Annotated in this window: 15 protein-coding genes and 2 pseudogenes; 6 read left to right on the top strand and 11 right to left on the bottom strand. The window is 37.7% G+C overall.

Features of this window, described 5'->3' with window-relative positions; all coding sequences use genetic code 11:
- Positions 1 to 37 precede the first annotated feature (37 nt).
- The 9 genes from HYG88_RS07330 to HYG88_RS07290 form a co-directional block, all read right to left on the bottom strand.
- Positions 38 to 970: an IS5-like element ISAha3 family transposase gene (locus tag HYG88_RS07330; RefSeq protein ID WP_004907077.1), complete on the bottom strand. Its 933-nt coding sequence runs from the start codon at positions 968 to 970 to the stop codon at positions 38 to 40.
- A 775-nt stretch (positions 971 to 1745) separates the two neighbouring features.
- Positions 1746 to 3824: a polyphosphate kinase 1 gene (ppk1, locus tag HYG88_RS07325; RefSeq protein WP_178882815.1), complete on the bottom strand. Its 2079-nt coding sequence runs from the start codon at positions 3822 to 3824 to the stop codon at positions 1746 to 1748.
- Positions 3825 to 3936: 112 nt separating this feature from the next.
- Positions 3937 to 5157 (bottom strand): MgtC/SapB family protein, encoded by a 1221-nt coding sequence (locus HYG88_RS07320; protein WP_052242923.1) that lies wholly within the window; start codon positions 5155 to 5157, stop codon positions 3937 to 3939.
- Between the two features lie 97 nt (positions 5158 to 5254).
- Positions 5255 to 6847: a Na/Pi cotransporter family protein gene (locus tag HYG88_RS07315; RefSeq protein ID WP_039047366.1), complete on the bottom strand. Its 1593-nt coding sequence runs from the start codon at positions 6845 to 6847 to the stop codon at positions 5255 to 5257.
- 141 nt (positions 6848 to 6988) lie between these two features.
- A complete protein-coding gene (locus HYG88_RS07310; RefSeq protein WP_178882814.1) occupies positions 6989 to 8113 on the bottom strand; it encodes an ABC transporter permease in 1125 nt (374 codons plus the stop codon).
- 1 nt (position 8114) lies between these two features.
- Positions 8115 to 10871 carry a ribosome-associated ATPase/putative transporter RbbA gene (rbbA, locus tag HYG88_RS07305; RefSeq protein WP_178882813.1) on the bottom strand — a complete coding sequence of 919 codons (2757 nt, stop codon included), beginning with the start codon at positions 10869 to 10871 and terminating at the stop codon, positions 8115 to 8117.
- Positions 10868 to 11926 carry an HlyD family secretion protein gene (locus HYG88_RS07300; RefSeq protein WP_004907097.1) on the bottom strand — a complete coding sequence of 353 codons (1059 nt, stop codon included), beginning with the start codon at positions 11924 to 11926 and terminating at the stop codon, positions 10868 to 10870. Before HYG88_RS07300 ends, rbbA begins: the two co-directional genes overlap by 4 nt.
- Before the next feature lie 18 nt (positions 11927 to 11944).
- The gene (locus tag HYG88_RS07295; protein ID WP_039047364.1) at positions 11945 to 13342 is read right to left on the bottom strand and encodes an efflux transporter outer membrane subunit; all 1398 of its coding nucleotides are present in this window, start codon (positions 13340 to 13342) and stop codon (positions 11945 to 11947) included.
- A 4-nt stretch (positions 13343 to 13346) separates the two neighbouring features.
- The gene (locus tag HYG88_RS07290; protein WP_005137634.1) at positions 13347 to 14042 is read right to left on the bottom strand and encodes a TetR/AcrR family transcriptional regulator; all 696 of its coding nucleotides are present in this window, start codon (positions 14040 to 14042) and stop codon (positions 13347 to 13349) included.
- A gap of 320 nt (positions 14043 to 14362) precedes the next feature.
- Between HYG88_RS07290 and HYG88_RS07285 the strand changes: the two genes are divergently transcribed.
- From HYG88_RS07285 to HYG88_RS07265, 5 genes and pseudogenes are all read left to right on the top strand, one after another.
- Entirely contained in the window at positions 14363 to 15781 is a 1419-nt protein-coding gene (locus tag HYG88_RS07285) for a phosphate--AMP phosphotransferase (protein WP_039047363.1), read from the top strand.
- Positions 15782 to 16336: 555 nt separating this feature from the next.
- A complete protein-coding gene (locus tag HYG88_RS07280) occupies positions 16337 to 17008 on the top strand; it encodes a hypothetical protein (RefSeq protein WP_100834159.1) in 672 nt (223 codons plus the stop codon).
- Positions 17008 to 19335: a hypothetical protein gene (locus HYG88_RS07275; protein WP_000004527.1), complete on the top strand. Its 2328-nt coding sequence runs from the start codon at positions 17008 to 17010 to the stop codon at positions 19333 to 19335. The genes HYG88_RS07280 and HYG88_RS07275 overlap by 1 nt, the downstream gene beginning before the upstream one ends.
- Positions 19319 to 22533: pseudogene (locus HYG88_RS07270) on the top strand (tyrosine-type recombinase/integrase). Before HYG88_RS07275 ends, HYG88_RS07270 begins: the two are co-directional and overlap by 17 nt.
- Before the next feature lie 90 nt (positions 22534 to 22623).
- Complete coding sequence (locus HYG88_RS07265) at positions 22624 to 22980, top strand: antitoxin Xre-like helix-turn-helix domain-containing protein (protein WP_178882812.1); 357 nt, start codon at positions 22624 to 22626, stop codon at positions 22978 to 22980.
- A 29-nt stretch (positions 22981 to 23009) separates the two neighbouring features.
- Here the strand turns inward: HYG88_RS07265 and HYG88_RS07260 are convergent, their stop codons facing one another.
- Entirely contained in the window at positions 23010 to 23942 is a 933-nt protein-coding gene (locus HYG88_RS07260) for an IS5-like element IS17 family transposase (protein ID WP_099475569.1), read from the bottom strand.
- A gap of 215 nt (positions 23943 to 24157) precedes the next feature.
- On the opposite strand from HYG88_RS07260, the gene HYG88_RS07255 reads away from it, so the two are divergent.
- Positions 24158 to 24742, top strand: a complete 585-nt coding sequence (locus HYG88_RS07255) for a hypothetical protein (RefSeq protein ID WP_256731203.1) — start codon at positions 24158 to 24160, stop codon at positions 24740 to 24742.
- On the opposite strand, the pseudogene HYG88_RS07250 reads toward HYG88_RS07255, so the two are convergent.
- A pseudogene (locus HYG88_RS07250) lies at positions 24733 to 24851 on the bottom strand (IS30 family transposase); the annotation flags it as partial. The gene HYG88_RS07255 and the pseudogene HYG88_RS07250 sit on opposite strands and share 10 nt — an antisense overlap.

The raw sequence follows: 24851 nt of genomic DNA, 5'->3' as shown, positions 1-24851 counted from the left end.
ACATTCAAAAGCTGAGTTCTCCCCAATCCATTCAAATTTAAGACACAACTTGGGTGCGAGGTCTACCTAATTCCGTAAATCTATTCAGAACTGCCACACGCGCATGAATTTCATTGACCTGACTTTGAAAATGTCTTGCCGTCAGCCTATCACCTAATAATTTGATGCAATGCATCTTGGTTTCCACCAAACTACGACGGTGATAACCCGACCATTTTTTCCATAGGGTTCTGCCTAAATGTTTAACCGTTTGAAGTAACTCATTTCGTTCTATTGAACTTATTTTAGAATCTTTCCAGGGCTTGGCATTCTTTCTGGGTGGAATTACTGCATGTGCTTGACGATCTGAAATCACTTGTCTGCAGCACTTCGTGTCGTACGCGCCATCGGTATAGACAGAATCTATTCGCTCATCTAGTGGAATTTGATCCAGTAAATCACCTAGTACTTGTGAATCACTGACATTATTTGTCGTAAGCTGAACGGCACGTATTTGCAGTGTTTCAGCATCTATACCAATATGCAGTTTACGCCATTGCCGACGGTATTCAGGCTGATGTTTTTTACGCTTCCATTCGCCTTCACCTAAAAATTTTAAACCCGTAGAGTCGACGAGTAGGTGTAACCCATCACGACTTTTCTGATAGCTTATCGCAATATCAATATGCTTTTGTCGTCTACAAAGGGTGGAGTAATCTGGTGCTGTCCAATTCAAGCCACAGAGTTTAATCAGGCTTTGAACAAAGCCAGTAACCATACGTAAAGAAAGACGGAATAGAGATTTGATCATTAAACAGCATTGAATCGCTGTATCGGAATAAGTTTGATTTCGTCCGTGCTTGCCTTGTGGTTGTGCATACCATTGCGTCTTAGGATCAAACCAGATTGAAATATTTCCTCGCTTGATTAAAGCTTGGTTATACGAGGACCAATTGGTTGTACGATAGATTTTAGGTGTAGGCTTCTTCATCTGGAAATTATATTACTGAAGAAGCCTTCAAGAATAGCTTTGTGCAACAAAGCCAATCTATACTACCTTTTATGAAAATTGGTTCATATTTTTTCATCAAATTGAGAAAATAAAAATCGAAAATAACCCTTATCAATTTCAGTTAAATTTTTAAAATCATGTTAAAAAATTACATATTTTTTGTTATTTTCAACATAACTTATAGTATAATTATAATATATAAAACAGCATCTTGTGATAGGAAAATGAAAAAATGAAGCTCACATCTAATAAATTTTTAATTCCCTTTACTCTTATCATTTTAATCAGCAGTTTTTTAATTATTCTCTACCGTATTACTATCAGCTAATACAGAAATTTTTCATATAATGATATGAAAAGAATTTAAAAAATTTAGATCAAATGAAAACCGACATAATTTAGATATATTCAAATTATGTCATTATTGTTTCATCGTACTCATTCGCTATGAAATAAAATAAGCCAAATGAAATATTTTTACCAAGGCAAAAAGATCAACTTCGGCATCTGGACAGGTAAGACTTGATCAAAATATAAAGTACCCAAAAATGTTTATCCTATTTAAATGTGTTAAATCAAAAAACAATGACCATCCAACAACTTAAAATATTATATCTGCCTATAACTTTATTTGACAAAAGGTGGCAAAGTGCTTGCTACTTTAAAATTAGTGGCATTCCACCTGTATCGAAAGATCATAATTTCTTAAATGTTGTTGAATAGGCCTAAAAAGAGTTAACTTTAAGTTAAGCATTTACTTTATAACGCTTAACAAAAAGTGCTGCGCATTATGTGGCTTTTCATTTTCTATGCATGAGTTACGCTTCCAACTACCATCACTTTGTAATAGCCATGCTTGTTGATTATCCATTAAATAATTTTCTAACCCTTGCTGATAAATTCTTTTTTTGAGTCTAGTATTTTCAATAGGAAAGCACACTTCAACACGTTTAAATAAATTACGCTCCATCCAGTCAGCACTAGAACAATACACACGTGTATCACCATTATTGTAAAAATAATAGACACGAGTATGCTCAAGAAAACGCCCTACAATTGAGCGAACACGAATATTTTCTGATAAGCCAATTAGGCCTGGACGTAAACAACAAATAGAACGAATGATTAATTCTATTTGCACACCAGCTTGAGAAGCTTCGTATAATTTATTAATCAATTGAACTTCGGTTAGTGCATTGACCTTAATGATAATTTTTGCCGGTTTCCCTGCTTTCGCAAGCACAATCTCGTTTTCAATAAAATTCATCAACTGACTATGCAAAGTAAATGGTGCATGTAGAAGTTTCTTTAACTTCACCATTTTGCCCATACCGGTTAATTCTTGAAAAATACGATGTACATCTTCACACAAATCTTGATTGGTCGTTAATAAACCGTAATCAGTGTAAATTTTGGCATTGCCAGCATGATAATTTCCTGTACCTAAATGTGCGTAGCGCACCAGTTTTTGATTTTCTCGGCGTACCACCAAAATCATTTTGGCATGAGTTTTATAGCCGACAATGCCATATACCACCACGGCACCCGCTTCCTGTAAAACATTGGCAACAGCGATATTGGACTCTTCATCAAACCGTGCCCGTAATTCAATCACTGCGGTGACTTCTTTACCATTTCTTGCCGCCTCAGCCAAAATTTGCACAATTTCTGAATTTGCACCGCTACGGTACAAGGTCTGTTTAATGGCCAAAACATGCGGATCTTGCGCGGCTTCACGTAATAATCGAATTACAGGGGAAAATGATTCAAAAGGATGATGCAATAAAATATCTTGTTTCTGCATCGCACTGAAAATATTTGCAGATTTTTTCAGTATTTTTGGAATCACAGGAGTATGTGGCTCATAGCGTAAATATGGGCGTTTAAAATCCGAGACCAATCGAGCCAAATTAACAGGCCCGTCGACACGATACAATTGATGTGCATGTAAATCGAATTCTTTGAGTAAGTATTCATAAATATGTGTTGGACAATTTTTATTGACCTCCAAACGTACTGCCCGACCAAAACGGCGTGAACTGAGTTCGTCTTTTAAGGCTTCCGCTAAGTCTTCAACATCTTCAGTTAACGTTAAATCTGCATTTCGGGTTACTCTAAATTGATAGCAACCCGTTGCCGTCATTCCCGGAAATAAATCAGACACATGAGTATGAATAATTGAAGAGAGCATCACATGATGCTCTTTGCCTTCGGTCAACTCATCTGGCAAACGCACCACACGTGGCAATGAACGTGGTGCAGGAACCACTGCCAAATCGATCTGACGGCCAAAGGCATCCTTACCTTCCAAAGTCACAATGAAATTAAGTGATTTGTTGACCAAGCGTGGAAAGGGATGCGCAGGATCTAAACTTATTGGTGTTAAGGCTGGTGCAACCTGTTCCTGAAAATATTTTTTGACCCAATTAGATTGTGCTTGAGTTAACTCTCCACGTCTTAAAAAGCTGATGCCTTCTTCTCTTAACTGCGGAAAAATTTGCTCATTTAAAATTTGATATTGGCGTTCAATCGCAGCATGTGCTGTCTCCGAAATTTGATGTAAAATTTCTTGTGGGGATAAACCATCAGCCGTTTGTATGTCTCGCTCTTGAACAAAATGTTCCAACATAGTTGCAACACGAATTTCAAAAAACTCATCTAAATTTCTAGAAAAAATTAATAAAAAATTCAATTTTTCTAAGAGTGGATTTAAAGGATCGACCGCTTGTTCTAAGACACGTAAATTAAAATCTAAAATTGACAACTCGCGATTAATATATCGCTCAACTTGACCATATACCGGGGGGGAGGCTTGTGTAACTACGGAATTCATATACTACCCATATTTCTTAAAAGCAATGCCATTTTTAGTTGGCTAAAAATAAATAGAATTACAAAACAAAAACTTAAATACCATTCTAAAATATTGAAAATAAATCCTAAATTTACTGAATAACCATCCAAAGTACCGCCATTAAAATCGCCATATGCAGCATTTGTGCGGGGGCAAAATATAGAAAATATTTCCCGCCACCAGTTAAAAATGCATTGATGCTTTTAGAAAATGCATGTGCAGCCAAACCAATCATCATAGCGTAGACCAACGTCATCTGCTGTGGTGTTCCTTGCATCACCACCGTTGCCATGGCGGCATGTACTTCAAATAAAGAAGCGAAGAATGCCCCAATAATCAAACCGCTATCACCCAACACTACATTCAAGCCATATACCGCTGCTTGAATCACTGTCAGTGTTACCACAATGATTAAGGCTTCCTTAATGCTGAACATACGACTGTCCATATGCGTAATATCATTTTGTGGTGTAGCCTGTTGACCCATCGTCGCTTTGGATGAATGAATTAACATCAAGGCAATGATCAAAAGCACTGCAATGCCAATACTGCAAGGCAACAATAAAACCTTAAACCAAGCAAAATTAATCCCTGCGACAATAATCAGCAGCTGTAACAGGGTCGCAATACAGGAAATTAAGCCTGCACCAGCATTAGATTTGGCTTCTGCTTTGCCTGAACGGACTTCCATGCCCAAACTGGCAATAGTTGCGGTGCTAGAAACAAAACCGGATGCCAAAGATGACAACATCAAAGCTTTATTGTTTGGCAAGAGACGTTTAGCAATATGTGCCAAGGACTGTACGCCTAAAATCATGATCAGCAGTTTTAGAATCACATATGGATTGAGTACTGTGCCCCACATTGCCTGATCCGGCATCAGTGGCAACGCAATTAAAATCAGTGCCAGTAAAAACAAACCGTCACGCAGTTCAAAATGCTGAATCCAATTGCCAGCAAAATAATGCAATGACTGCTTGCCCATTAAAATCAGACACAACACTACCGCTAACCCTGCAGCAAGCGGCACATTAAACACACATAATGCACCAATCAAATAGGTCATCAAAAATGCCAGTTCAGTGGTCGCACCAATATCCTGTTTTTGTTTAATCAGACTATAAACACAAAAAGTCGTAACCGAAAATGCACCTAAGATACCTACTGCAAGATGCAGTAAAAAACATACTGCCCCAAGCAAGGCGCAAATGGTAAATGAACGCAGTCCGGCAAAACTGGGTTCACTTTCTTTACGATTATGCTTTTCTCGTTCTAAACCGATTAATAAACCGCAGCCTAAAGCAGATGCCATGATTCTCAATAATTCTTGAAAGGATAAATCTAGTAATACAGTATTCAATGTCTTAGCCTCAGCACAGCGGAATAAAAAACCCGAGGAACCACATTCATCAAGACTCCTCTAAAAGACGCTCATACATCACATTAGAGAAACGATAGCTATGTGCAATTAAGCGATCCATCCAACGCTGTGCAGCTAATAATTCCACCCCTTTGGACGCGCTTAATTGATTTACTTCGGTATATTCCATGACTTTTTCGCGCATTTCGGCACGATGGCTACTGGTCCATTTTTTTAAGTGATTTAAATCGGCTCTAAGACTTTCAATGACTGATTGATCTGCTAACTGTTCTATATTTGAAAAGTAACTTTCTAAAATATTGCAATAATCTAGTGCTAACTGAAAAATTGCCGGCTGTGTTCGTAGCAATATGGCATTATCTAAACGCTCTAAATCATTATGTAAGACACGTACATAGACCATTACTCGCAGTAATGATAAGAATTTTTGTTTGAGTGCAGGATGCTCAGGAATCGCTATTTTTTCTAAATACTGCTCAATATGCTGAATAATCTCATTCAGCGTATTCAACTGTTGATGTCTAGGTAATGTACCGGTCTGAAAAACCATTTGTAGAATTTTAAAAATCTCAAATATGCTGAAATATACCGCCTTTTCCGCGGCCTGTACTGCAATGGCAGGTACTTGCAAACTTGCATCATCCAGACTGTCTAAAATGGCAGGATTATTACTTGGCAACCATTGGATAATTTTCTGTTCTAAAAATTTCAGACTTGGCATAAACATACATGCCCCCAACACACTGAATGCTGTATGAAACATCGCGAGCATAATCACTTGATCAATGCTGCTGAAAAATGCACTGTGTTTAATCAACCAAAGAAAAAACGGTGCTAACAGGAAAAATGCAGCAATCGCACTCACGAGATTAAAAATCACGTTCACAGCAACTGTTCGTTTGGCATTGATCGAAGCGCCAATCACCGAAATCACGGTAATGCTGACTGCACCAATATTTTGCCCAATCACCATATATAGCGCCTGCGGCAAGTCAATCGCACCACTGACTAAGGCAGCCATAGTCGCTGTAATAGATGCACTAGAGGACTGCAGCAGCATTGCCATAATGATGCCGATCAGCACCAAAACCAATTGTGACCACAAGCTGTCATAACCAAAAAAGGATAAATCTGAGTGTACAGCAAACCCCGCCATGGCTTTTTGCAAAACATCGATGCCAAAGAAAATCAGACCAAAGCCTGCAATCACAAGGCCCAATAAGGCCATTTGGCCTTTAGCGATGAGTTTAAGCAGAGCGCCTAAAGCAATCATCGGTAATGCCAACATGGAAATGGAAAATTTCATGCCCAAAAATGCCACAATCCAACCAGTACTGGTTGTGCCGATATTGGCACCAATCACCACACTCATGGCTTGCGTGAAACTGAGTACCCCTGCTCCGACAAAACCAATGGCGGCGACAATTGTTGCTGTAGATGAATGCACCAGCAATGTCATACCCAAACCTGACAGCATGGCTTTAAACGGCGTTGCCGTAAACCTTGTCAGTAACTCCTTCAAGGTCTGACCTGCAATTTCTTTAAGGCTATCAGTCAGTAACGTCATACCAATTAAAAATAGACCGACACCGCCACATAGTTCAGAGAGAATTTGAAGCACTACATTCCCCTATAAATTTCAAAAAAATTATGCTATTCAATGACATTTATTTAAATCTTGCGCCATTGAATTATTATCAAAGAATAAAAAAAAAGCAGGCAGACTATTCGGGGAGTCATCTGCCTGCAAAAGGGAAACCCTTTACGCCATGGTATGAATCGTGTCTTTAAAGCGCTTCCAAGACACATAAAAAAACACTGACGCAATACCTAACAACCATACAAATGATGGCCACACCACATCGAATCCTGCATTACGGTATAAAATGGCCTGAGCCAAAGAGACGAAGTGTGTAGTTGGGGCAATCATCATGACCTGCTGCACAATTTCCGGCATACTTTCACGTGGAGTTGAGCCGCCTGATAGCATTTGCATCGGAATCAATACGAGCATCATGAGCAAACCAAACTGCGGCATAGATTTAGATACAGTTGCCATGTAAATACCCATTGAAGTTGTTGCAAACAGTGTGAGTAAGGCGCCAAAGAAAAAGAGCGGCAAACTACCATCAATCGGGACATGCAATACACCCTGAATCACGACTTTTAAGCCAACAAATACTGCGATCAATACCACAAGACTCATTGACCAGACTTTGGACATCATGATTTCAAATACCGTTACTGGCATCACCATCAAATGTTCAATGGTGCCATGCTCACGTTCACGAATCAGCGCTGCACCAGTCAGAATAATTGAAAGCATTGCCACGTTATTAATAATCCGCATGACACTCATAAACCATTGATTTTCCAGTGTTGGATTAAAACGGGAGCGTATCGCCAAATCTATAGGCAGATTAGTAACTTCACGGTTACGCAGCACATATTCATTCACTTCAGCCTGAATAATTTGCTGAATATAGCCTGCACCAGACATAGCCTGACTCATGCGGGTCGCATCGACATTGACCTGAATCTCAGCGCTGTCGCCAGATAATACATCTAGCTGAAAATTTGCTGGAATATTTACAGCAAAAGTAAACTCACCAGCATCCATCCCCGAATCCATCGTACTGAGCATAGCCGTTTTACTGGTGAAATTTGGTGGATAAAAAGCTGAGGAAATCCGCTCAGACAAAATCGAGTGATCCTCATCAACAATTGCAATAGGGGCCATATTTAGCGTGTCTTTCACTGCAGTTGATGAGGTGTAAATCGATAAGGTAAACGTGTAAATAATCAACACTAACATTATCGGATCTCGCCACAAGCTCCAAAGCTCTTTACAGCCGAGCTGATAGATATTCTGTAATTTTGTGAACATCTTATTGCTCCTGTTTTTTCAACAAAACAATGGCCGCAAACATAATCACCGGAACAGCGAGAGCCATTATCCAGATAGCCTGCTTGAGATCTGCAAAGTCCAAACCTTTATTAAAAATTCCACGGCTGATATTCACCATATGTGTTGCAGGATATATCTCCCCAAACCAACGCCCAAAACCTTCCAAAGAAGATACAGGATTGATAATTCCAGCAAACTGCATAACTGGTATCAAAGTCCCAATCATGACTAAAAACATTGAAGCAATCTGGCTTTTGGTAATAGTAGATGCCAATAGGCCCATACCTGTGGCAAAAATTACAAACAAAAAAGAAGCTAAGGTCAGAGCAAAGAAGCTACCTTTTACAGGTACATCAAATAAAGTAACCATGACCAAACACATAAGGAAATAGTTCAACATTGCCAACAAGATATATGGAATCTGTTTACCAATTAAAAATTCTGTCCGCGTCACTGGTGTGACATACAAATTCACAATCGAACCTAATTCTTTTTCTCGCACCACAGATAAAGCAGTCAACATGGCAGGAATCAACAGTAATAATAAAGGCAATACTGCGGGGGTCATCGCAGGTAAACTTTTAATATCTGGGTTATAGCGGTAACGAGTTTCAACACTCACAGTACTAGATGTTTTATAACCACTTTGTTCCAATGCTTTTTGCATCAGCCAATACGTGTGAATCCCCTGCACATAACCTTGCACAGTTTCTGCACGCTGTGGCATCGCACCATCAATCCACGCAGCGACTTGCACCTGTTCACCACGAGCAACATCACGAGCAAAATTAGGCGGAATTTCTATCGCTAAGGAAATTTCACCGCTACGCATTCGCCGATCGATATCGTCATAACTTTGCAACGGTGGTTTTTCAATAAAATAGCGTGACCCCGCAATACTCATGCTGTAGTTTTGACTTAAGCTCGTTTGGTCACGATCCAGCACAGCGAATTTGAGGTCTTCAACATCCATGGTGATGCCGTAGCCCATGACCAGCAGTAAAATTAATGACCCCATTAAAGCCATGGTTGCGCGAATCGGATCACGCGCCAACTCCAAAGACTCACGCCAGGCAAAACTCAATAACCGGCGCAAACTGAATTTTTTTGGCTTGGCATTCAGTTCTTTACTGCCATTTGTTTCAGCAATACTTTCCGCCAAATCATTGGGCTGATCTTTAGTGCCTGCACCAGCATCAATCAAATAACCGATAAAAGCTTCTTCAAGTGTTTCAGCATGGCGGTTTTTAATCAGCTGTGCTGGTGACGCACTGTCAAGCACCCGTCCAGCGTGCATCATTGACATTCGGTCACAGCGCAAGGCTTCATTCATAAAATGCGTTGAAATAAAGATCGTGACCCCATCATTACGCGACAAATTGATTAAATAGCGCCAGAAATTATCACGCGCAATCGGGTCAACCCCAGATGTTGGTTCATCCAGAATTAAAATTTCAGGATTATGCACCAGTGCCACTGCGAGTGATAAACGCTGACGAACCCCCAAGGGCAAATCATCAGGCAGTTTTTCTTTCACATTCTCAAGATCAAAACGCTCGAGCATCAGTTGTACACGCGGCTCAATTTGCTCTTGTGGCACATGAAATAATTTGGCATGTAAGACCAAATTCTGCACAATGGTCAGCTCGCTGTATAGGGAAAATGCCTGCGACATATAGCCGACACGGCGACGAGTTTCAATATTGTTGCCCTCTACAGGCTCACCAAACAGCCACGCCTGACCTTCTGAGGCTTCTAAAAGTCCCGTCAGCACTTTCATGGTGGTGGATTTACCACAACCATTCGAGCCTAAGAAACCAAATATTTCACCACGCTTAATTTTAAAATTAACATGATCTACCGCAGTAAAATCACCAAATTTCACTGTTAAATCTTGCGCTTCAAGAGCATAGCTTTCTGAACCGTAGTCAGGTAAAGGCGGAATCACCACAGGCTCATAGCCGAGCTTTTTTTCTTCTGGCAATAGTTGAATAAAAGCATCTTCTAAACTGTTACATTGCGTTTCAGTCAATAATTCTTGTGGTGTGCCAGTTTTTAAAATCTGCCCATCATCCATCATCGCCAGCCAGTCAAAGCCTTGTGCTTCATCCATATAAGCAGTAGCAACAATAACACTCATCTGTGGACGAACTTTGCGAATGCGGTTAATTAATTCCCAAAATTGCGCTCGCGCCAAAGGGTCAACCCCTGTGGTCGGCTCATCTAAAATCAGAAAATCGGGATCATGAATCAAAGAACAGCACAGACTTAATTTCTGCTTCATCCCACCCGATAATTTACCCGCAGGACGGTCGAGAAAATTGTACAAGCCTGTGCTTTTGGTCAGATCATCAATCCGTTTGCGTCGCTCGGCAGCATCATGCCCAAACAGACGTGCCACAAACTGTAAATTCTCTTCAACCGATAAAGTTTTATATAGGTTTTTCCCTAAACCCTGCGGCATATAGGCAATATGTGGGCAAACACGGGTACGGTGTTGTTTATCGGCAATATCACCGCCCAACACCTTTAAGCGACCTTGCTGTACAATTTTCGCCCCTGACAGCAAAGCCAATAGACTGGATTTCCCCACCCCATCTGGACCGATTAAACCGATCATGCAGCCTGCTGGTAAGGATAGCGACACTTGATTCAGTGCAACCGTTTTTCCATATTTCAGACTAACATTTTCAATTTCTGCAACAACCGATCCTTTTTCAGATTGTTGTGTCATCATTTAACTGTGTTCTCTAAAAATGTCGGCCAAGCTGCCTGATCATCAATTTTGATATATGCCACACCTGGCAAACCTGTTTTGACTTGTTCGATATATTTGTTCAATAAAGTTGGATCAATTTTCGCTTTAACACGGAACATCAGTTTTTGACGTTCGCTTTCCGTTTCCACCGATTTTGGTGTGAACTGTGCAGTATCGGCAACAAAAGACACTGTAGCTGGAATCACCACATTTTTCGCAGCATCCAATACAATACGTACTTCTGTTCCAATAGCAATTTTACCTGCAACGGTTTCAGGCAAAAAGAACGTCATATACACATCAGATAAATCAATCAGATTGAGCACACGCCCGCCCGCTGCCACCAACTCACCCGGCTGCGCGACACGGAACTGAACACGTGCTTTTAATGGTGCACGTAACTGTGCATCATCCATATCAAATTTAATCCGTTCCACCGAGGCTTTGATGGCATCGACTTGAGAATGTGCGGCTGACACTTGGCTTTTAGACGCAACAATTGCCCCTTGGGCACTTTGTACCTGTGCTTTGGCTGCGCTTAATACCGCAATGGCTTGCTGTGCTGCGGCACGTTCATCATCCAGTTGTTGCTTGGACGATGCGCCTTCTTTGGCTAAAACTTCGGTACGCGCTAAACGATTTTTAGCCGCCATCAGTTCTGTTTCACGCTGTTGTACCATGGCTTCAGCGGCGGCTTTTTCGCTGATCCGCATCGCCACTTGTGCTTCCGCTGTCGCAATCGCATCCTGGGCTTGACGCTGTTGTGCTTCCAATTCACGTAACTGGGCTTCTAAAGTCGAAATTTTAACCCGCGCCAAGATTTGACCAGGCTCGACAAAGTCACCTTCTTTAACCAAAATTTCTTCTAACTGACCAGATAGCTTACTAGATACGTTAATTTCAGTGGCTTCAATACGTCCATTGCCACTGACTAAGGCATCAGTGTCTGGCTTATTCATATTTTTCCAGATCAGATAAGCGACCAACCCTAAAACAACGATGAACCCAGCAATGGTTATTTTCTTAAAATTCATGTTTAATTACCCAATATTTTAAATTTTTTTTGCAAATGCGGTGTCACCACCCAAGGCAAAATAAAGACTGACATAGGACTGCATTAAGCTACTTTGCGTTTCAATCCATTGCTGTTCTGCACTAAGTAAATTGCGCTGTGCATCCAAAACGTCTAAATATCCCACAGCACCGTTGTCATAACGCAGTTGTGCCAGCCGTGCAGTTTCCTGGAAAGCACTGAGTCCTTGTTTCTGAATCCGTAATTGTTGATCTAAATATTTCTGTTGAACCAGTGCATCAGAGACTTCACGGAATGCGTTCTGTACCGTCTTTTCATACTCTGCCACTGCAATCTCTTTACGCACTTCTGCTAAGGTCAAATTATTTTTTAGACGACCCGCAGTAAAAATCGGCACACTGATACTTGGAGCAAACGACCAAACACTGCTGCCAGATTTAAATAAATCGTCTAAATCTGCACTGGCTGTTCCAAAACTGCCCGTCAGTGCGATACGTGGAAAAAATGCTGCGCGTGCCGCATAGATATTGGCATGCTTAGATTTAAGCATTGCTTCCGCAGCATGAATATCAGGACGGTTCAACAATAAGTCTGAAGGCAAACCCGTTTGTAGCATACTTGTTTTAAAAGTCACTTGATCTAAATCTGTTTTAGGCAAAGAAATCGGCTGTCCCACCAATTGCACTAAATAGTTTGCAGTCAGTGCACGGGATTTCTGTAATTCAGCCACTAAAGCTTGACCATTACTGAGCATTGTTTTTGCTTGCATGTATTCCACTTTAGAGCCTGCACCCACCTCAAAACGGCGCTTAAAAATTCGTACTGATTTTTCATAATTCTGTACAGAGCGCTGAGCAAAATGGATGCGTTTATCCAGTTCAGATAACGTTAAATAACTTTGAACAGTTTGCTGCATAATACTATTGCGTGCTGCACGCACATTGCTTTCAACTGCAAGAAATTGCTGCAAAGCCGCTTCATTCAAGCTGCGGATACGACCCCACAAATCCAGCTCCCATTGGTTCATGCCAAGACCCACAGAATACTGACTGGATGTCACTTCTCTACCGACATAAGATAAGTCGGCAGGCACATGACTGCGTTCCATGCTCGCAGTACCACCTATATTCGGAAAAAGTTCAGCACGTTGAATGTTATAAGCCGCTTGTGCTTCATGCATACGTAATGAAGCAATCTTTAAATCCTGATTCGCCACTAGTGCCAGATCGACAATATTAATAAGTTGTTGATCTTTGACATAATCAATCCAAGAAAGTGCTTGGTAAGAGTGCTGAGTTTGAATCGGATAATTATGAGATAAAGAAATTTTAGGCTGTTGATAAGGATCTATTTGTTGACAACCAGTAATACTGAATATAATTAAAAAACTACTATATTTTAATTGGGTAAATTGCATAATATTATTCACCCCAAAAATTAACAGAATGATACAAATGAGAATTTGAAAACATATTTTTCAAATGAATATAAACTAACTGCTTCAATCTAATTTCAATATTAAAATTAGGATCTACCATCCAGTTATGAACTAAACCCATCAATGATGTTTTAAGAAAATCATGTACCATTTCAATATCTACATTTCGTGATAATTCCTCTAGAGCTAATGCTTCTTTAAGCCATTTAATAGTGTTTTCCTCACGAATATTACGAGATTTTACCAGACATTCATTTAAAATTTTATTTTGTTCTAAACCATAAAATCTCAACCAAAAATATGCTCTATATTTTTCACGATACAAATAAAAATCATCTGAAATACTTAAAATTAATGAATTAATAGCATCTAAACCATATTTATTATTAGTTGCAATTTTAGATTTCTCATTTAACCAGTTTTCCAAATAATTTAAAACTCGAACAAGTAATTGATCCTTAGAACCATAGCGCCTAGAAACCAAACCGCGACTGTATCCTGCATTCACACCTACTGCCTCTAATGTAACTGCATTAACGCCACCTTCTGATAGAAGCTTAATAGTCTGATTCACCATCTTAAAATCAGATTCAATTGCTCTAACCTGTGTCTTTTTCTTAAAAAAAGCATTATTCAAGTTTTCTTTATGTTCTAAAACAGTTGAAATCTCAAGACTCACAACAGCCCCCATCCAAAGACATATAAAAATATTGCTATTAACAAATTTTTCTTATAAAGAATATAAACTTAAAATAAAAAAAGGTCAAAAATTAATTTTTTAATATTTTAAATACTAATAAATATTAATAAATAACAATAACTTATATTAATAACACTAATAAAAATAATAATTAAAAAAATACCGATCTTTTTAGTCGGTTTTGTTTTACTGGCACAAAAAAAAAGTTGTTGCAAAACAACTTTAATCATAAAACAATAACATTGACTACAACTGAATTTATAATTATTTTATTAAAAATTTTTTAAACGAGACTTAAAATGAATTATCAAGACCTCTCCATTAAATTAATTCAAGAACAATATAAACTCAAGAATTCTAAATCAAAAAGTATATTAGTAATAATTGGCGGAATTGAACTAACGCGAAAAAATCAATCAATCAAAAAGCTAAGTGAATTAATGGATCCTAGATATTTAAAAATTAAGGCTGAAACCCCAAATAGAGTCAAAGAAAATAAATTAATTTGGCAACCATACATAAATGACATTCCAAAAAAAGGACAAATCATGTTTTTTTATGGAAATTGGTATACTGATTTACTAGCGTCAACTATATTAAATGATGAAGAAATACAAAATAATACATTCAACGAACACTTAAAGCGTATATATGAATTTGAAAGTTACTTAAAAAATAATAATGTAGATATTATTAAAGTTTGGTTTGAAGTTTCATGGAGCAAAGTAAAAATTCGCACAAAAAATATTGATATTATTGATAAAATCCAAAGAGTTCCACGTTTTACATGGGATGATTTTCCACAAAAAAAATGGAAAACTAAAACCTTATACAATCAAATTAAAACTTTAAGAAATAGATTCACCCACGATTGGGTAATCATTAATAGTGAAAACAATATAGAAAGAAATACACAGTTTTCTCAATTAATACTTAAACATCTAAAACTACCACCTGTACAAATTAAGAATAAATTAAAATATCAGGCGGCACCTATTCCTTCAAGTTTAACTCAAATAAAAAAAAGTGAAATTAGCCACATAGAGTATAAAAAAACCATTAAACAACTAGAAAGGAAAGTCGCAGATGTTCTACGTTATTCATCACATAACGTTGTATTAGTTTTTGAAGGTATGGATGCCGCAGGTAAAGGCAGTTCAATTAAGCGCATCATTAAATTTCTAGGGCTACACGAATATAATATTCATAGTATTTCAGCACCAGAAAATTTTGAACGATTACGTCCTTATTTGTGGCGTTTTTGGAATAAGCATTCAACGAATGGGGCACTTAATATTTTTGATCGCAGCTGGTATGGACGTGTACTTGTAGAACGTGTAGAAGATTTAATTAACCCAATAGAATGGCAAAATGCTTATGAAGAAATAAATCAGTATGAAAAACAACTGTCTGATACGAATACAATTGTTATAAAATTTTGGCTAGCAATTTCAAAAGATGAACAATTACGTCGTTTTTACATGCGAAAAAATACACCTCAAAAAAACTTCAAATTAACAGAAGATGATTGGCGTAATAGAGAAAAGTGGGATGCCTACTTACAAGCAGCTTCAGATATGTTCAAATACACGAGCACAGATATTTCTCCTTGGTACATCATTGCCAATGATAGTAAATATGCTGCACGAATTGAAATTTTGCAAACTATCCTTCATAGCGTACAAAATAAAAATTTAGGTCACTTAGAAAACTTATAAGATTATATAAAGATATTTTATAATCAAATCAGGTGCCATTAGCATCTCTAAAGAATGAGTCCAAAAGCATTTGAAACAGCTTCAAAATGAGGCTGTCTCATACTGGGATAACTAGAGCTGTCCCCTATGAACTCAAAATAATAGCCCTCTAGGTAAAGAGGTCCATTTTAATTTTGAGGCTGTATTAATTTAATATTCAACTTCTTTCAGTTCTTTAGCTATTAAAAATTTTCAAGCTCCGTTTTTATCAGGCTTGAAACTATACCTCTAATGTGTAAATAAGGCTGAAAACTCGAGTGGGAGATTGATTGCTTAGAATATTTGTAACAATTTCTACCTGTTTCAATTTTTTAATTTCCTAAGTAAGAACCTCTATATCTTTAAATATACAGCATGTTATAGATTGTTATTTAGTTCTTAAAATTATATAAAAATAACAACATATTGTATATTAATTGTAAATATACACAAAATATAGGGTGAATCAACCTTGTTTAATATTTCAAAAAATTATAAGAATATTCACTTGATTATTTTTTAAACTTTTTGGGGACTATGGAAACGGCTTTTGATTTCAATGAAAAATTTGGCGCACCTAAAAAATTGTTGTGCAAAAATTTTAATAAACTCCAAATCAGTATACACCCTGATTTTTCTGGAATTTATCTTTGCTATCAAGAGGCTTTCAAAGCTTTAAAAACAGATCTAGGTATCTTGAATCCACGTCCCGAAATTCACGTCTGGAAAGATACTAATCTATCCGGTTATACCATCGCCAGTAATTTCCAATGGTTCCTATACTGGACTCAGAACGCACCCAAAGAAATTAATCTAATTATCCATTCTCTTCCCAAAGATAACAAAAAAATCGAACTATTAAAAAATGTGGCTAGTTCCGAATTTCTAAAATTTCTATCATCTACTTATTATGATCTTAATAGATTAAATCCCAAAAGGTTACATAACTTAATAAATGAATACATTTCTGCCGAGGCTATTTACAAGTTAAACAAAGAAAACTCTTTCAAACCTCACCGTACAATGAGTTTGGATCTGCTTGCCTATCTACTGTCATATACACGAAATCAGCTGAATTATCGCAATAAAGTTATAAACCGGAAAAGACAAAATGTGCTAGATCAACTGCAACAAACCAGTGAAGTTGTTCAACAGCTTTTAAACAATGTGGACTTCGTTCTCACGCCAGATCAGTTATGGAAAGCATAATGTCAGAATCTAACCCAAGCCGTCAAAATGCTGCTGATATTCCGCGGGTATCATTAAAACAGACACTGGAAAAACTCTTTGGTGACGAGCAGTTCAACCGTGCAGAACATATTCAATATATTGCTGATTTACTGACTTCACACCCCAGTGATCAATATCTGAAGGAGCTGAACCTCGATCTATTAGATTTTGATCTACAAACCAATTCTGTTGTTGCTAGACCCGCTGCCTTAGTCTCCTCTCGAAAACATACTGTTAGTGCAACACCCGTTACTTGGTATGTGAACTCAATTGCACAATTAGCAGAGTCAGAAGAAAATGCCTTAATCTGGAATATCCTAGTCTTAAAAGCAGCAATCTATTTAATTGCACTGCCAGACATTAAACCTGAACTTTTTAAAGAGGATCACACTGAACATTTCAATACTGTAAAACGTTTATTCCAACGCTTCCGTACCGCCAATCGGATTCTAAGTTCCGAAAAAGAATATCAAAATACTCCTGAATATAGACTCCTTTGGGAAAAGTATCTTAAAGATCCCTCCCTTTCCTTAGTTGAATTTATTCGGTATTTGAATGAGGTTATTGATGAAGAACGTGATAAAGAGTCATCTAATGATTTTATGCAAAACCTGCTAAACGTGATCCGCATCACCTTTAATTATGTTTTGGAAAATAAGGCAAAAATTGCAAAAGCGAGCATCGAGACGCAACTGCAACATGAATTTTTAGACGAAGATCAGCTGATTGCAGAAAGTTCAGAAATTAAAAAAGGGCAAAAATCTAAAGCCCTCAATATAGAACAACAACTAGATGACCAAGATACACGTCAAATATTAGTAGACCCAACCATCGTTACCCCCCTTGCTGCATATTCAGAATCCAGCCAGAGCTATGTGCTGCCTCTGGTTGCCAAACATATTCAACGGAAAGAACATTTGCTGCCATACAGCAGCCTCTTTCCTAATACCACAAGCATAAGTGCCCTAATTACTGAACTATATAAAAATTACATTATTGAGATTAAAGAAGACTCTAAAGACAAGGATAAAGAAACCAAAAAAAAGAAGGCATCCTTGATCCTGATGTTGTCATTTCTGACAGGAAATAAAATCCAGGAGTGGCTACGTCTACAAAGTAAACGTGCTAAAAATTTAAACGCTCGCCAACAAATCAAGCAAAGCAATGGACAATATTATCTGAGAAGTAAATTTTCAATTTTTGAAAATAAGGATTTTGCTTATCCAGAGGGCTTGCTCAACCAAACAGTTCATCTGGACATCCCGATCCCGAATTCATTTATTGAATCTCTGCGAGACGGTGACCCCGTTACGGAAGAGGACCTTCAGCAACATTTGAAACAGCTGAGAGCCAAATTTTATATTCCAAAATTATCACTAATAAGAATTGGCTCTCTTTTACATCAGACTATTTTGCAACGCACTGGAAATAAACAGCTTGCTGACATTCTTACTGGTATTGATGCCAATAAGTCTTCTTCTACTTCTTATTGTCATCAAAATATCCTGACTTTACAGACTGAATATGTCTCAATTTTAAAAGAGCTGTGTGAGTCGTTATCCGATGACTACCAGAATATTGAATATGCTGCAGAAAAAAACTTTGGAAGCCGCAAAGCACCTACTTCAAATGTGATTCAAAATATCTTTGCCACTCTCAAATTCAGAATAATTTCACAAAAAGAAGACGACTGGATAGCAATTTTTAATCACTACAATCTGTGGATGTGGCATTTCTTGTTGCTCTTTACTGCTGCACGACCCGTCGCTGAATTTCCAGGTTTTTTAAAAAGCTTTAACCTGAAAAGAAAAATATGCATGGTTTCTGATAAGGAGGTGGGTGGGCGTCAAGGCTATGGACGTTTAATTCCACTGGGTCATTTTGTTGTACAAGAACTCCAGAAATTCATAGATTTTTTACATTATTTTAAAACTCAAATTGCTCCTAGTCAGCCAGAAATTCCACAACATATTCAACAAATTTTAGAGAGCAAGCTCCCACTATTGAATATCTTTCAGGATGGTCAATGGTACCCCTTAAGGCCTTCGATTATAAAAAAATCTAACCCTGAGTTAAGTTTGCTACATGAAAACTGGCACCGGCATACTGCCCGTGCGTTTCTCAGCCATAAAATTAGCGAAATTGAAATTTTAGCTTTATTCGGTCATGAACCGATGCAGCAAGAAGCTGCTCATCCTTATTCCAGCTTATCTATTTCACAATATTCAAGGATTGCTCATATTCTTGAACAAATGAAAGATCATTTTAATATTACCGGTATTGAACTCGATGTCCTCACTCAATAAACGTACTAAGCAAACTCGAACACTATATGCCGAAGCACGTAGAAAACAAGACCGACTCGATCAGGAAGAACAGCTTCGAGTAGATGTAGAACAGGAGCTAATTCAATACTTCCAAGAACAAGATTTGGAACAAAAAGGGCATCTTGAATCCTTATATCCAGCAATTTATGAGTTTATTAAACGCAAAGCTCCAAGCTTGGCCTGGAAAAAATATGCACATGAATTTTTTCGGTCATATATCAAGCAAATCAATTTAAATCGTCGTGAGACTTTGCCCCTACCGAATCTGACATTTGAGATGAAGCGTGATCAGCCAGTTTTTACGATGGACTGGATCGAGAAGGGACAGCAGGTTGATGAAGTTCTTGATAAGCTTTGGGACTACTGGATTCTAGCAAAAGATAGCAAGACATTTTCTGATGATGAAATCATTGGAAATATTGTTATTTCTGCCATGCTTTATTCCGGCTTAAATCAAAAAGCCTCTTTAGAGGCTTTGCTTCAACATTTAAAAGATCCGGCCAAAATTAGAAAGATCGAAAATCTGAACATTATATTTTTAGAACCGCTCTCCCCTTCCTATGGAGATCTCTTTATTGATGAAAAAACCATCCGTAAATCGCGTAATTTTATTCCTGATCAAATTACCCGCTTATGGTTAATTCATTTTAATAGCAGAAATATTCGTACAGTAAACCAGAATGTAGAAGATTATCTACAGCTTATTTTTAATAAGATAAATTTACCATTTAATCTTAAAACTTATAAATTATTACGCGACTACGCTAGCTTCAACTGGATGCAACTGCCGAAAGTTGACATTGATCCTGCTCTGTCACAATGTCTCATTGAAAATACAGCAACCTGTGGCTTATCAGAAATAGAATTTGAACGATTTCTTCATCCAAAATTTAAATATCAGCAGAACACTCTTACTGATTCAGATGTAGAAAAATCACCATCTATTGTGGGTCAATCTTACTCAAATGATGACATTCAACAAGCATTATATGATGTGATAAAGATTCACAAAGACCTTTTACAATTGATTCGTACCACACAAACTGATCAAAGCATCGATGCATTAATCATTAAATATTGCATTGAAAATACTAATAAATTTAATGAGTACAGTAAACGTGTCGCCTTATGGCTCATCAGCCTTTATAAACCAGAATTAGAACAAATTCAGTCACTGGCTGAACGTTTAAATTTTTGCACTAGCCAATTTCAAAAATCGTTTCAGCAGAATAAGCGTTTAAAAGACGGTTCGATTTACACTTATTATTCGCGTATTGCAGAGCCTTGGCTGACCCATTCTTTACAATATCTAGATAGCGAAGATGATCCTAATACAATAATCATTAATATCTACCGACAAATCATTACAAACACCCGACTTGCAGCTGAAGCCGGCGAGCCTAACTTTAAAAAATCCATTGGTCAAACTGTCAGTATGTTGAAGCGCTTCCAGAGCTTTCAACAAATAGTTTTTGAAGCTGAACCTCTCGAATTAGAGTCAATCGCTGTACAAAATAGGCCTAGAGCCCGTATTATTAGCCCTTTGACTTATCAAGCTTTCATGAACAAGTTAGATACCTTATTTTCAGGTGCTAATAGTCAAGAAAACACTTATAAGATATTAAAAATCATCTATATCTTAGCTTACCGAACCGGTATGCGTATTAATGAAATTCTGGGCTTACGTGTGCGGGATATCGAGGGCTTGAGCTGTCTATCCGTATGGATTCAGCCCTACGGCTCAAAAAAGAAAGGAAACTTACATCAACTTAAAACAGATAGTGCTGAACGCAAAGTCCCTGTGTATTGCTTATTAAAAACCGATGAATATCAAATATTTCGTAATTATGTAGTCGAGCAACGATTACTCAATCAGGAAAACTTATACCTATTCCGTAATTGGAATGAAAATAGCAAGCTGAACAAACATACGGTGACAACACCTTTTAGAATGATTATGAACGAGCTTTTTAAAACTCATGATTATTCTTTCCACTCATTTCGACACACAGCAGCGAATCACCTATCGGTTGTTCTCAACTGTAATTACGCTCCATTGGTCAAAAATCTGACGGATTATACAGAAGAAGAATATCAATCTATTCGAGCAGAATTACTCCGTCATACGCATGGTCAAAATCATTGGTTTATGATTGCCCATTTACTGGGTCACATTGACCCTACAGAAACCTTTAAAAGCTATATTCATCTTAGCTACCTGATCGCTGGGCATAAAATACTGCAATATCATCCAGACATCGATACTCAATTAGCAAAGAAGATGATGGGCTACCTACCTTCTTTCAAATTTTTAAACACAGTAAAAGATTCTGCTCCATTCAATTTTGAAAAGCATGCTGTTCATTTAAGTCAGCAGTTACTTAACGATCAAACTGACTGGTTAAAAAGTAACGTAGAAGACATTCTAGATGAGGTTTCATTTAACTCACAGCCTCATGATTTTTTTAAATATTTCGCAGGAACAAAAGAATCTAAAGTTTCATTTGCATGGTTTTTTAAGTGCCTAAATTTACTGGAAATTCATCATGATCCAGACCGGGTATCACAAGAAATGAGCTTACCTGTCGAACTGGTTAGCTATTGGTATGAAAATGCCAAACAACTGGGCCAACTCAAATCTCAAAAAAGCAACCCAAGGTTATTTGATCTCAACAACAAAAATCATCTGGATAAACCTTTGAAACCCGCCATGATAGATACCGTTGAAGAGCGCATAGCAAGAAACTATTTCTTTGAAAATATTCAAAATATCTTTGAAAAAAAGCCAGATGAAATAAAAGCGGTGCTTGAGACATTTTTAAGTCGTGTTACGGTTTGCATACCGGCATTCATTATCGATGGAATAAAATCGATCAATTGGAATCATTTTATTCCAAGGTAAAAGACCTGTTTCCCCATCAATTTTGGCATTTGCTCGGACAAGACTTGGTACAATTGCTAGATAAAAAGAAACAGCCTTTATTACTGAAGCTGGCTAAATCGAGCACAACAGAGCATCCTACGACTCAAGAAGATTATGTTCGTCTCCAGCTTTACTCAACAAAAGATACTAAAGCACTGGCCGCATTTAAATTCTGTTTACATTTAGCCTGTATTGGCAGACCTCGATCTCTTGAACTTAAAGCCGAAGGTCTAAAAATAACTACATGCTGTTAAATAATTTAACCGTTGCTTCCTTATCTAAAGCCAAATTTAATATATGTTTAGTAAAAATTAAGTTAGCAGCGTCTGAAACAGGGATAGGTCATGCATACAACATCAGAAAAAACTGCAAAACAGAAAATGATATTAGCTAAGGCAGTTTTAGCTGCTGCTGAACGACTTGGTCTTGCACAGGATCAACTAGCCTTAATACTCAGTATAGATTCGGTGAAAACTTTAACCTCTCTTGAATTAGATCCCACTTCAAAACAAGGAGAAATAGCCCTCACTTTAATCCGTATTACCACATCACTAGAGACTCTGGCGGGTGGAGATACTACCTGGATGCAGCATTTCATGAAGTCATCAAATAAATTAACTAATGGTATTCCGGTAGAACAGATTCAAAATGCTCAGGGATTGTTTTCTGTTTTACAATGGCTTTGTTGCACAAAGATTTGAAATGCAAAGCGCCCCTAATTGATCCAAATTTAAGGCGTAACTTGGGTAAGTGGGCGACCTAATTCCGTAAATCTGTTAAGGACTGCTACACGTGCATGGATCTCATTCACCTGACTAGGAAAGCTTCTTGCCATTAATTTATCGCCTAATAATTTGATGCAATGCATCTTGGTTTCCACCAAACTGCGGCGATGATAGCCTGACCATTTTTTCCATAATGTCCTGCCTAAATGTTTAACTGTTCGAAGTAATTCATTTCGCTCTAGCGAGCTACTCTTTGTATCTTTCCATGGTTTCGCATTTTTTCTAGGTGGAATCACCGCATGCGCTTGCCGATCTGCAATGACCTGACGGCATTGCTTGGTGTCATAAGCTCCATCGGTATAAACAGAGTCAATCTGCTCATCTTGTGGAATCTGATTAAGTAAATCACCAAGCACCTGTGAATCACTGACATTATTGGTTGTGAGCTGAATAGCGCGTATTTGTAGGGTTTTGGCATCTATACCAATATGTAGTTTACGCCATTGGCGACGATATTCAGCTCCATGTTTCTTGCGTTTCCATTCGCCCTCACCTAGAAACTTCATGCCTGTAGAGTCTACGAGTAGATGCAGCCCATCGCTACTTTTTTGGTAGCTGATTGCAATATCAATATGCTTTTGTCTTCTACAAAGCGTACTGTAATCTGGTGCGGTCCAATTTAATCCGCAAAGTTTAATCAGACTTTGCACAAAGCCAGTGACCATACGTAAAGACAAACGGAATAGAGATTTAATCATTAAGCAGCATTGGATAGCTGCGTCGGAGTAGGTTTGATTTCGCCCTTGTTTGCCTTTTGATGGAGCATACCATTGCGTAGCAGGATCAAACCAAATGGCAATATTTCCGCGACTCATGAGTGCTCGGTTATATGCGGGCCAATTGGTTGTGCGGTAGATTTTGTGTGTAGGCTTCTTCATTTGAAAATTATATCGCTGAAAAAGCCTTTACAGATAGGTTTGTGCAACAAAGCCTTTTACAATTGCTAGAGGGTCTTCGAGCTAAACTTTAAAGAAATTAATGCATATAAATAATTTTGTATAATATTTTGAAAATTAATTGATTTATTATATTGTAATTCTTTAATTTAAGATTTGATATTAGGACAGTAATAGCTGTGTTTTAGGAAAAATCAGTGAATAATAAGTTAAAAGAAATTGCAGTTAGATTACAGCAAATTTTAGACCAAATCACATTATTACAAAATGAATATCAAAGCCTTTATCAAGAAAAAGAAAAACTTATATCGCTTGAAGAAAAAAATAAGAATTATTTATCAGCAGAAGAAAGACTTTTATTATTTTCTCAAAGGTTTATTGGACGAACTGATACCTTTGCTTATCGTTGGGAAAATAGCAGTGGAAAATCTGGTTATTCTGTTGCTTGTGCAAATGAGTGGAAACATGGCATTTGTTACAAACCTCAAATTAAATGTTCAGACTGTAAAAGCCGTCAACTATTACCCATCACACAAGAAGTTCTTTATTCTCATTTAACTGGACAGAAAGTTATAGGCATTTACCCACTATTAGCAACAGATCAATGTAGGTTACTCGCAGTAGATTTTGATAAATCAGATTGGAAAAATTGTGTAACTGCATTTTCTGAAGCGTGCTTATCTTTAAATATACCATTTTTGGTTGAGCGCTCTCGTTCAGGTAATGGCGCACATGTTTGGATATTTTTCTCTGAACCAATTGCAGGGCGAATTCAAACATGAGGTGCGACAGTTTGAAAAGTCTTATGATAATCAACAAGCTGAGCAAATTTCTCTAATGGTGTAAGCCAATCTAACGCTTTTCTAGGACGAGTATTCAGTGACATGGCAA

The organism is Acinetobacter sp. SwsAc4 (genome assembly GCF_013391535.1).
Taxonomy (GTDB): domain Bacteria; phylum Pseudomonadota; class Gammaproteobacteria; order Pseudomonadales; family Moraxellaceae; genus Acinetobacter.
The sequence above is the reverse complement of the archived record's forward strand: the minus strand, read 5'-3'. Positions and strand labels throughout refer to the sequence as shown.

Coding starts and splice junctions, on each gene's coding strand:
- HYG88_RS07330 (WP_004907077.1), bottom strand. CDS start 970: ATGAAGAAGCCTACACCTAAAATCTATCGTACAACCAATTGGTCCTCG.
- ppk1 (WP_178882815.1), bottom strand. CDS start 3,824: ATGAATTCCGTAGTTACACAAGCCTCCCCCCCGGTATATGGTCAAGTT.
- HYG88_RS07320 (WP_052242923.1), bottom strand. CDS start 5,157: ATGGCATCTGCTTTAGGCTGCGGTTTATTAATCGGTTTAGAACGAGAA.
- HYG88_RS07310 (WP_178882814.1), bottom strand. CDS start 8,113: ATGTTCACAAAATTACAGAATATCTATCAGCTCGGCTGTAAAGAGCTT.
- rbbA (WP_178882813.1), bottom strand. CDS start 10,871: ATGATGACACAACAATCTGAAAAAGGATCGGTTGTTGCAGAAATTGAA.
- HYG88_RS07300 (WP_004907097.1), bottom strand. CDS start 11,926: ATGAATTTTAAGAAAATAACCATTGCTGGGTTCATCGTTGTTTTAGGG.
- HYG88_RS07295 (WP_039047364.1), bottom strand. CDS start 13,342: ATGCAATTTACCCAATTAAAATATAGTAGTTTTTTAATTATATTCAGT.
- HYG88_RS07285 (WP_039047363.1), top strand. CDS start 14,363: ATGAATTATCAAGACCTCTCCATTAAATTAATTCAAGAACAATATAAA.
- HYG88_RS07280 (WP_100834159.1), top strand. CDS start 16,337: ATGGAAACGGCTTTTGATTTCAATGAAAAATTTGGCGCACCTAAAAAA.
- HYG88_RS07275 (WP_000004527.1), top strand. CDS start 17,008: ATGTCAGAATCTAACCCAAGCCGTCAAAATGCTGCTGATATTCCGCGG.
- HYG88_RS07265 (WP_178882812.1), top strand. CDS start 22,624: ATGCATACAACATCAGAAAAAACTGCAAAACAGAAAATGATATTAGCT.
- HYG88_RS07260 (WP_099475569.1), bottom strand. CDS start 23,942: ATGAAGAAGCCTACACACAAAATCTACCGCACAACCAATTGGCCCGCA.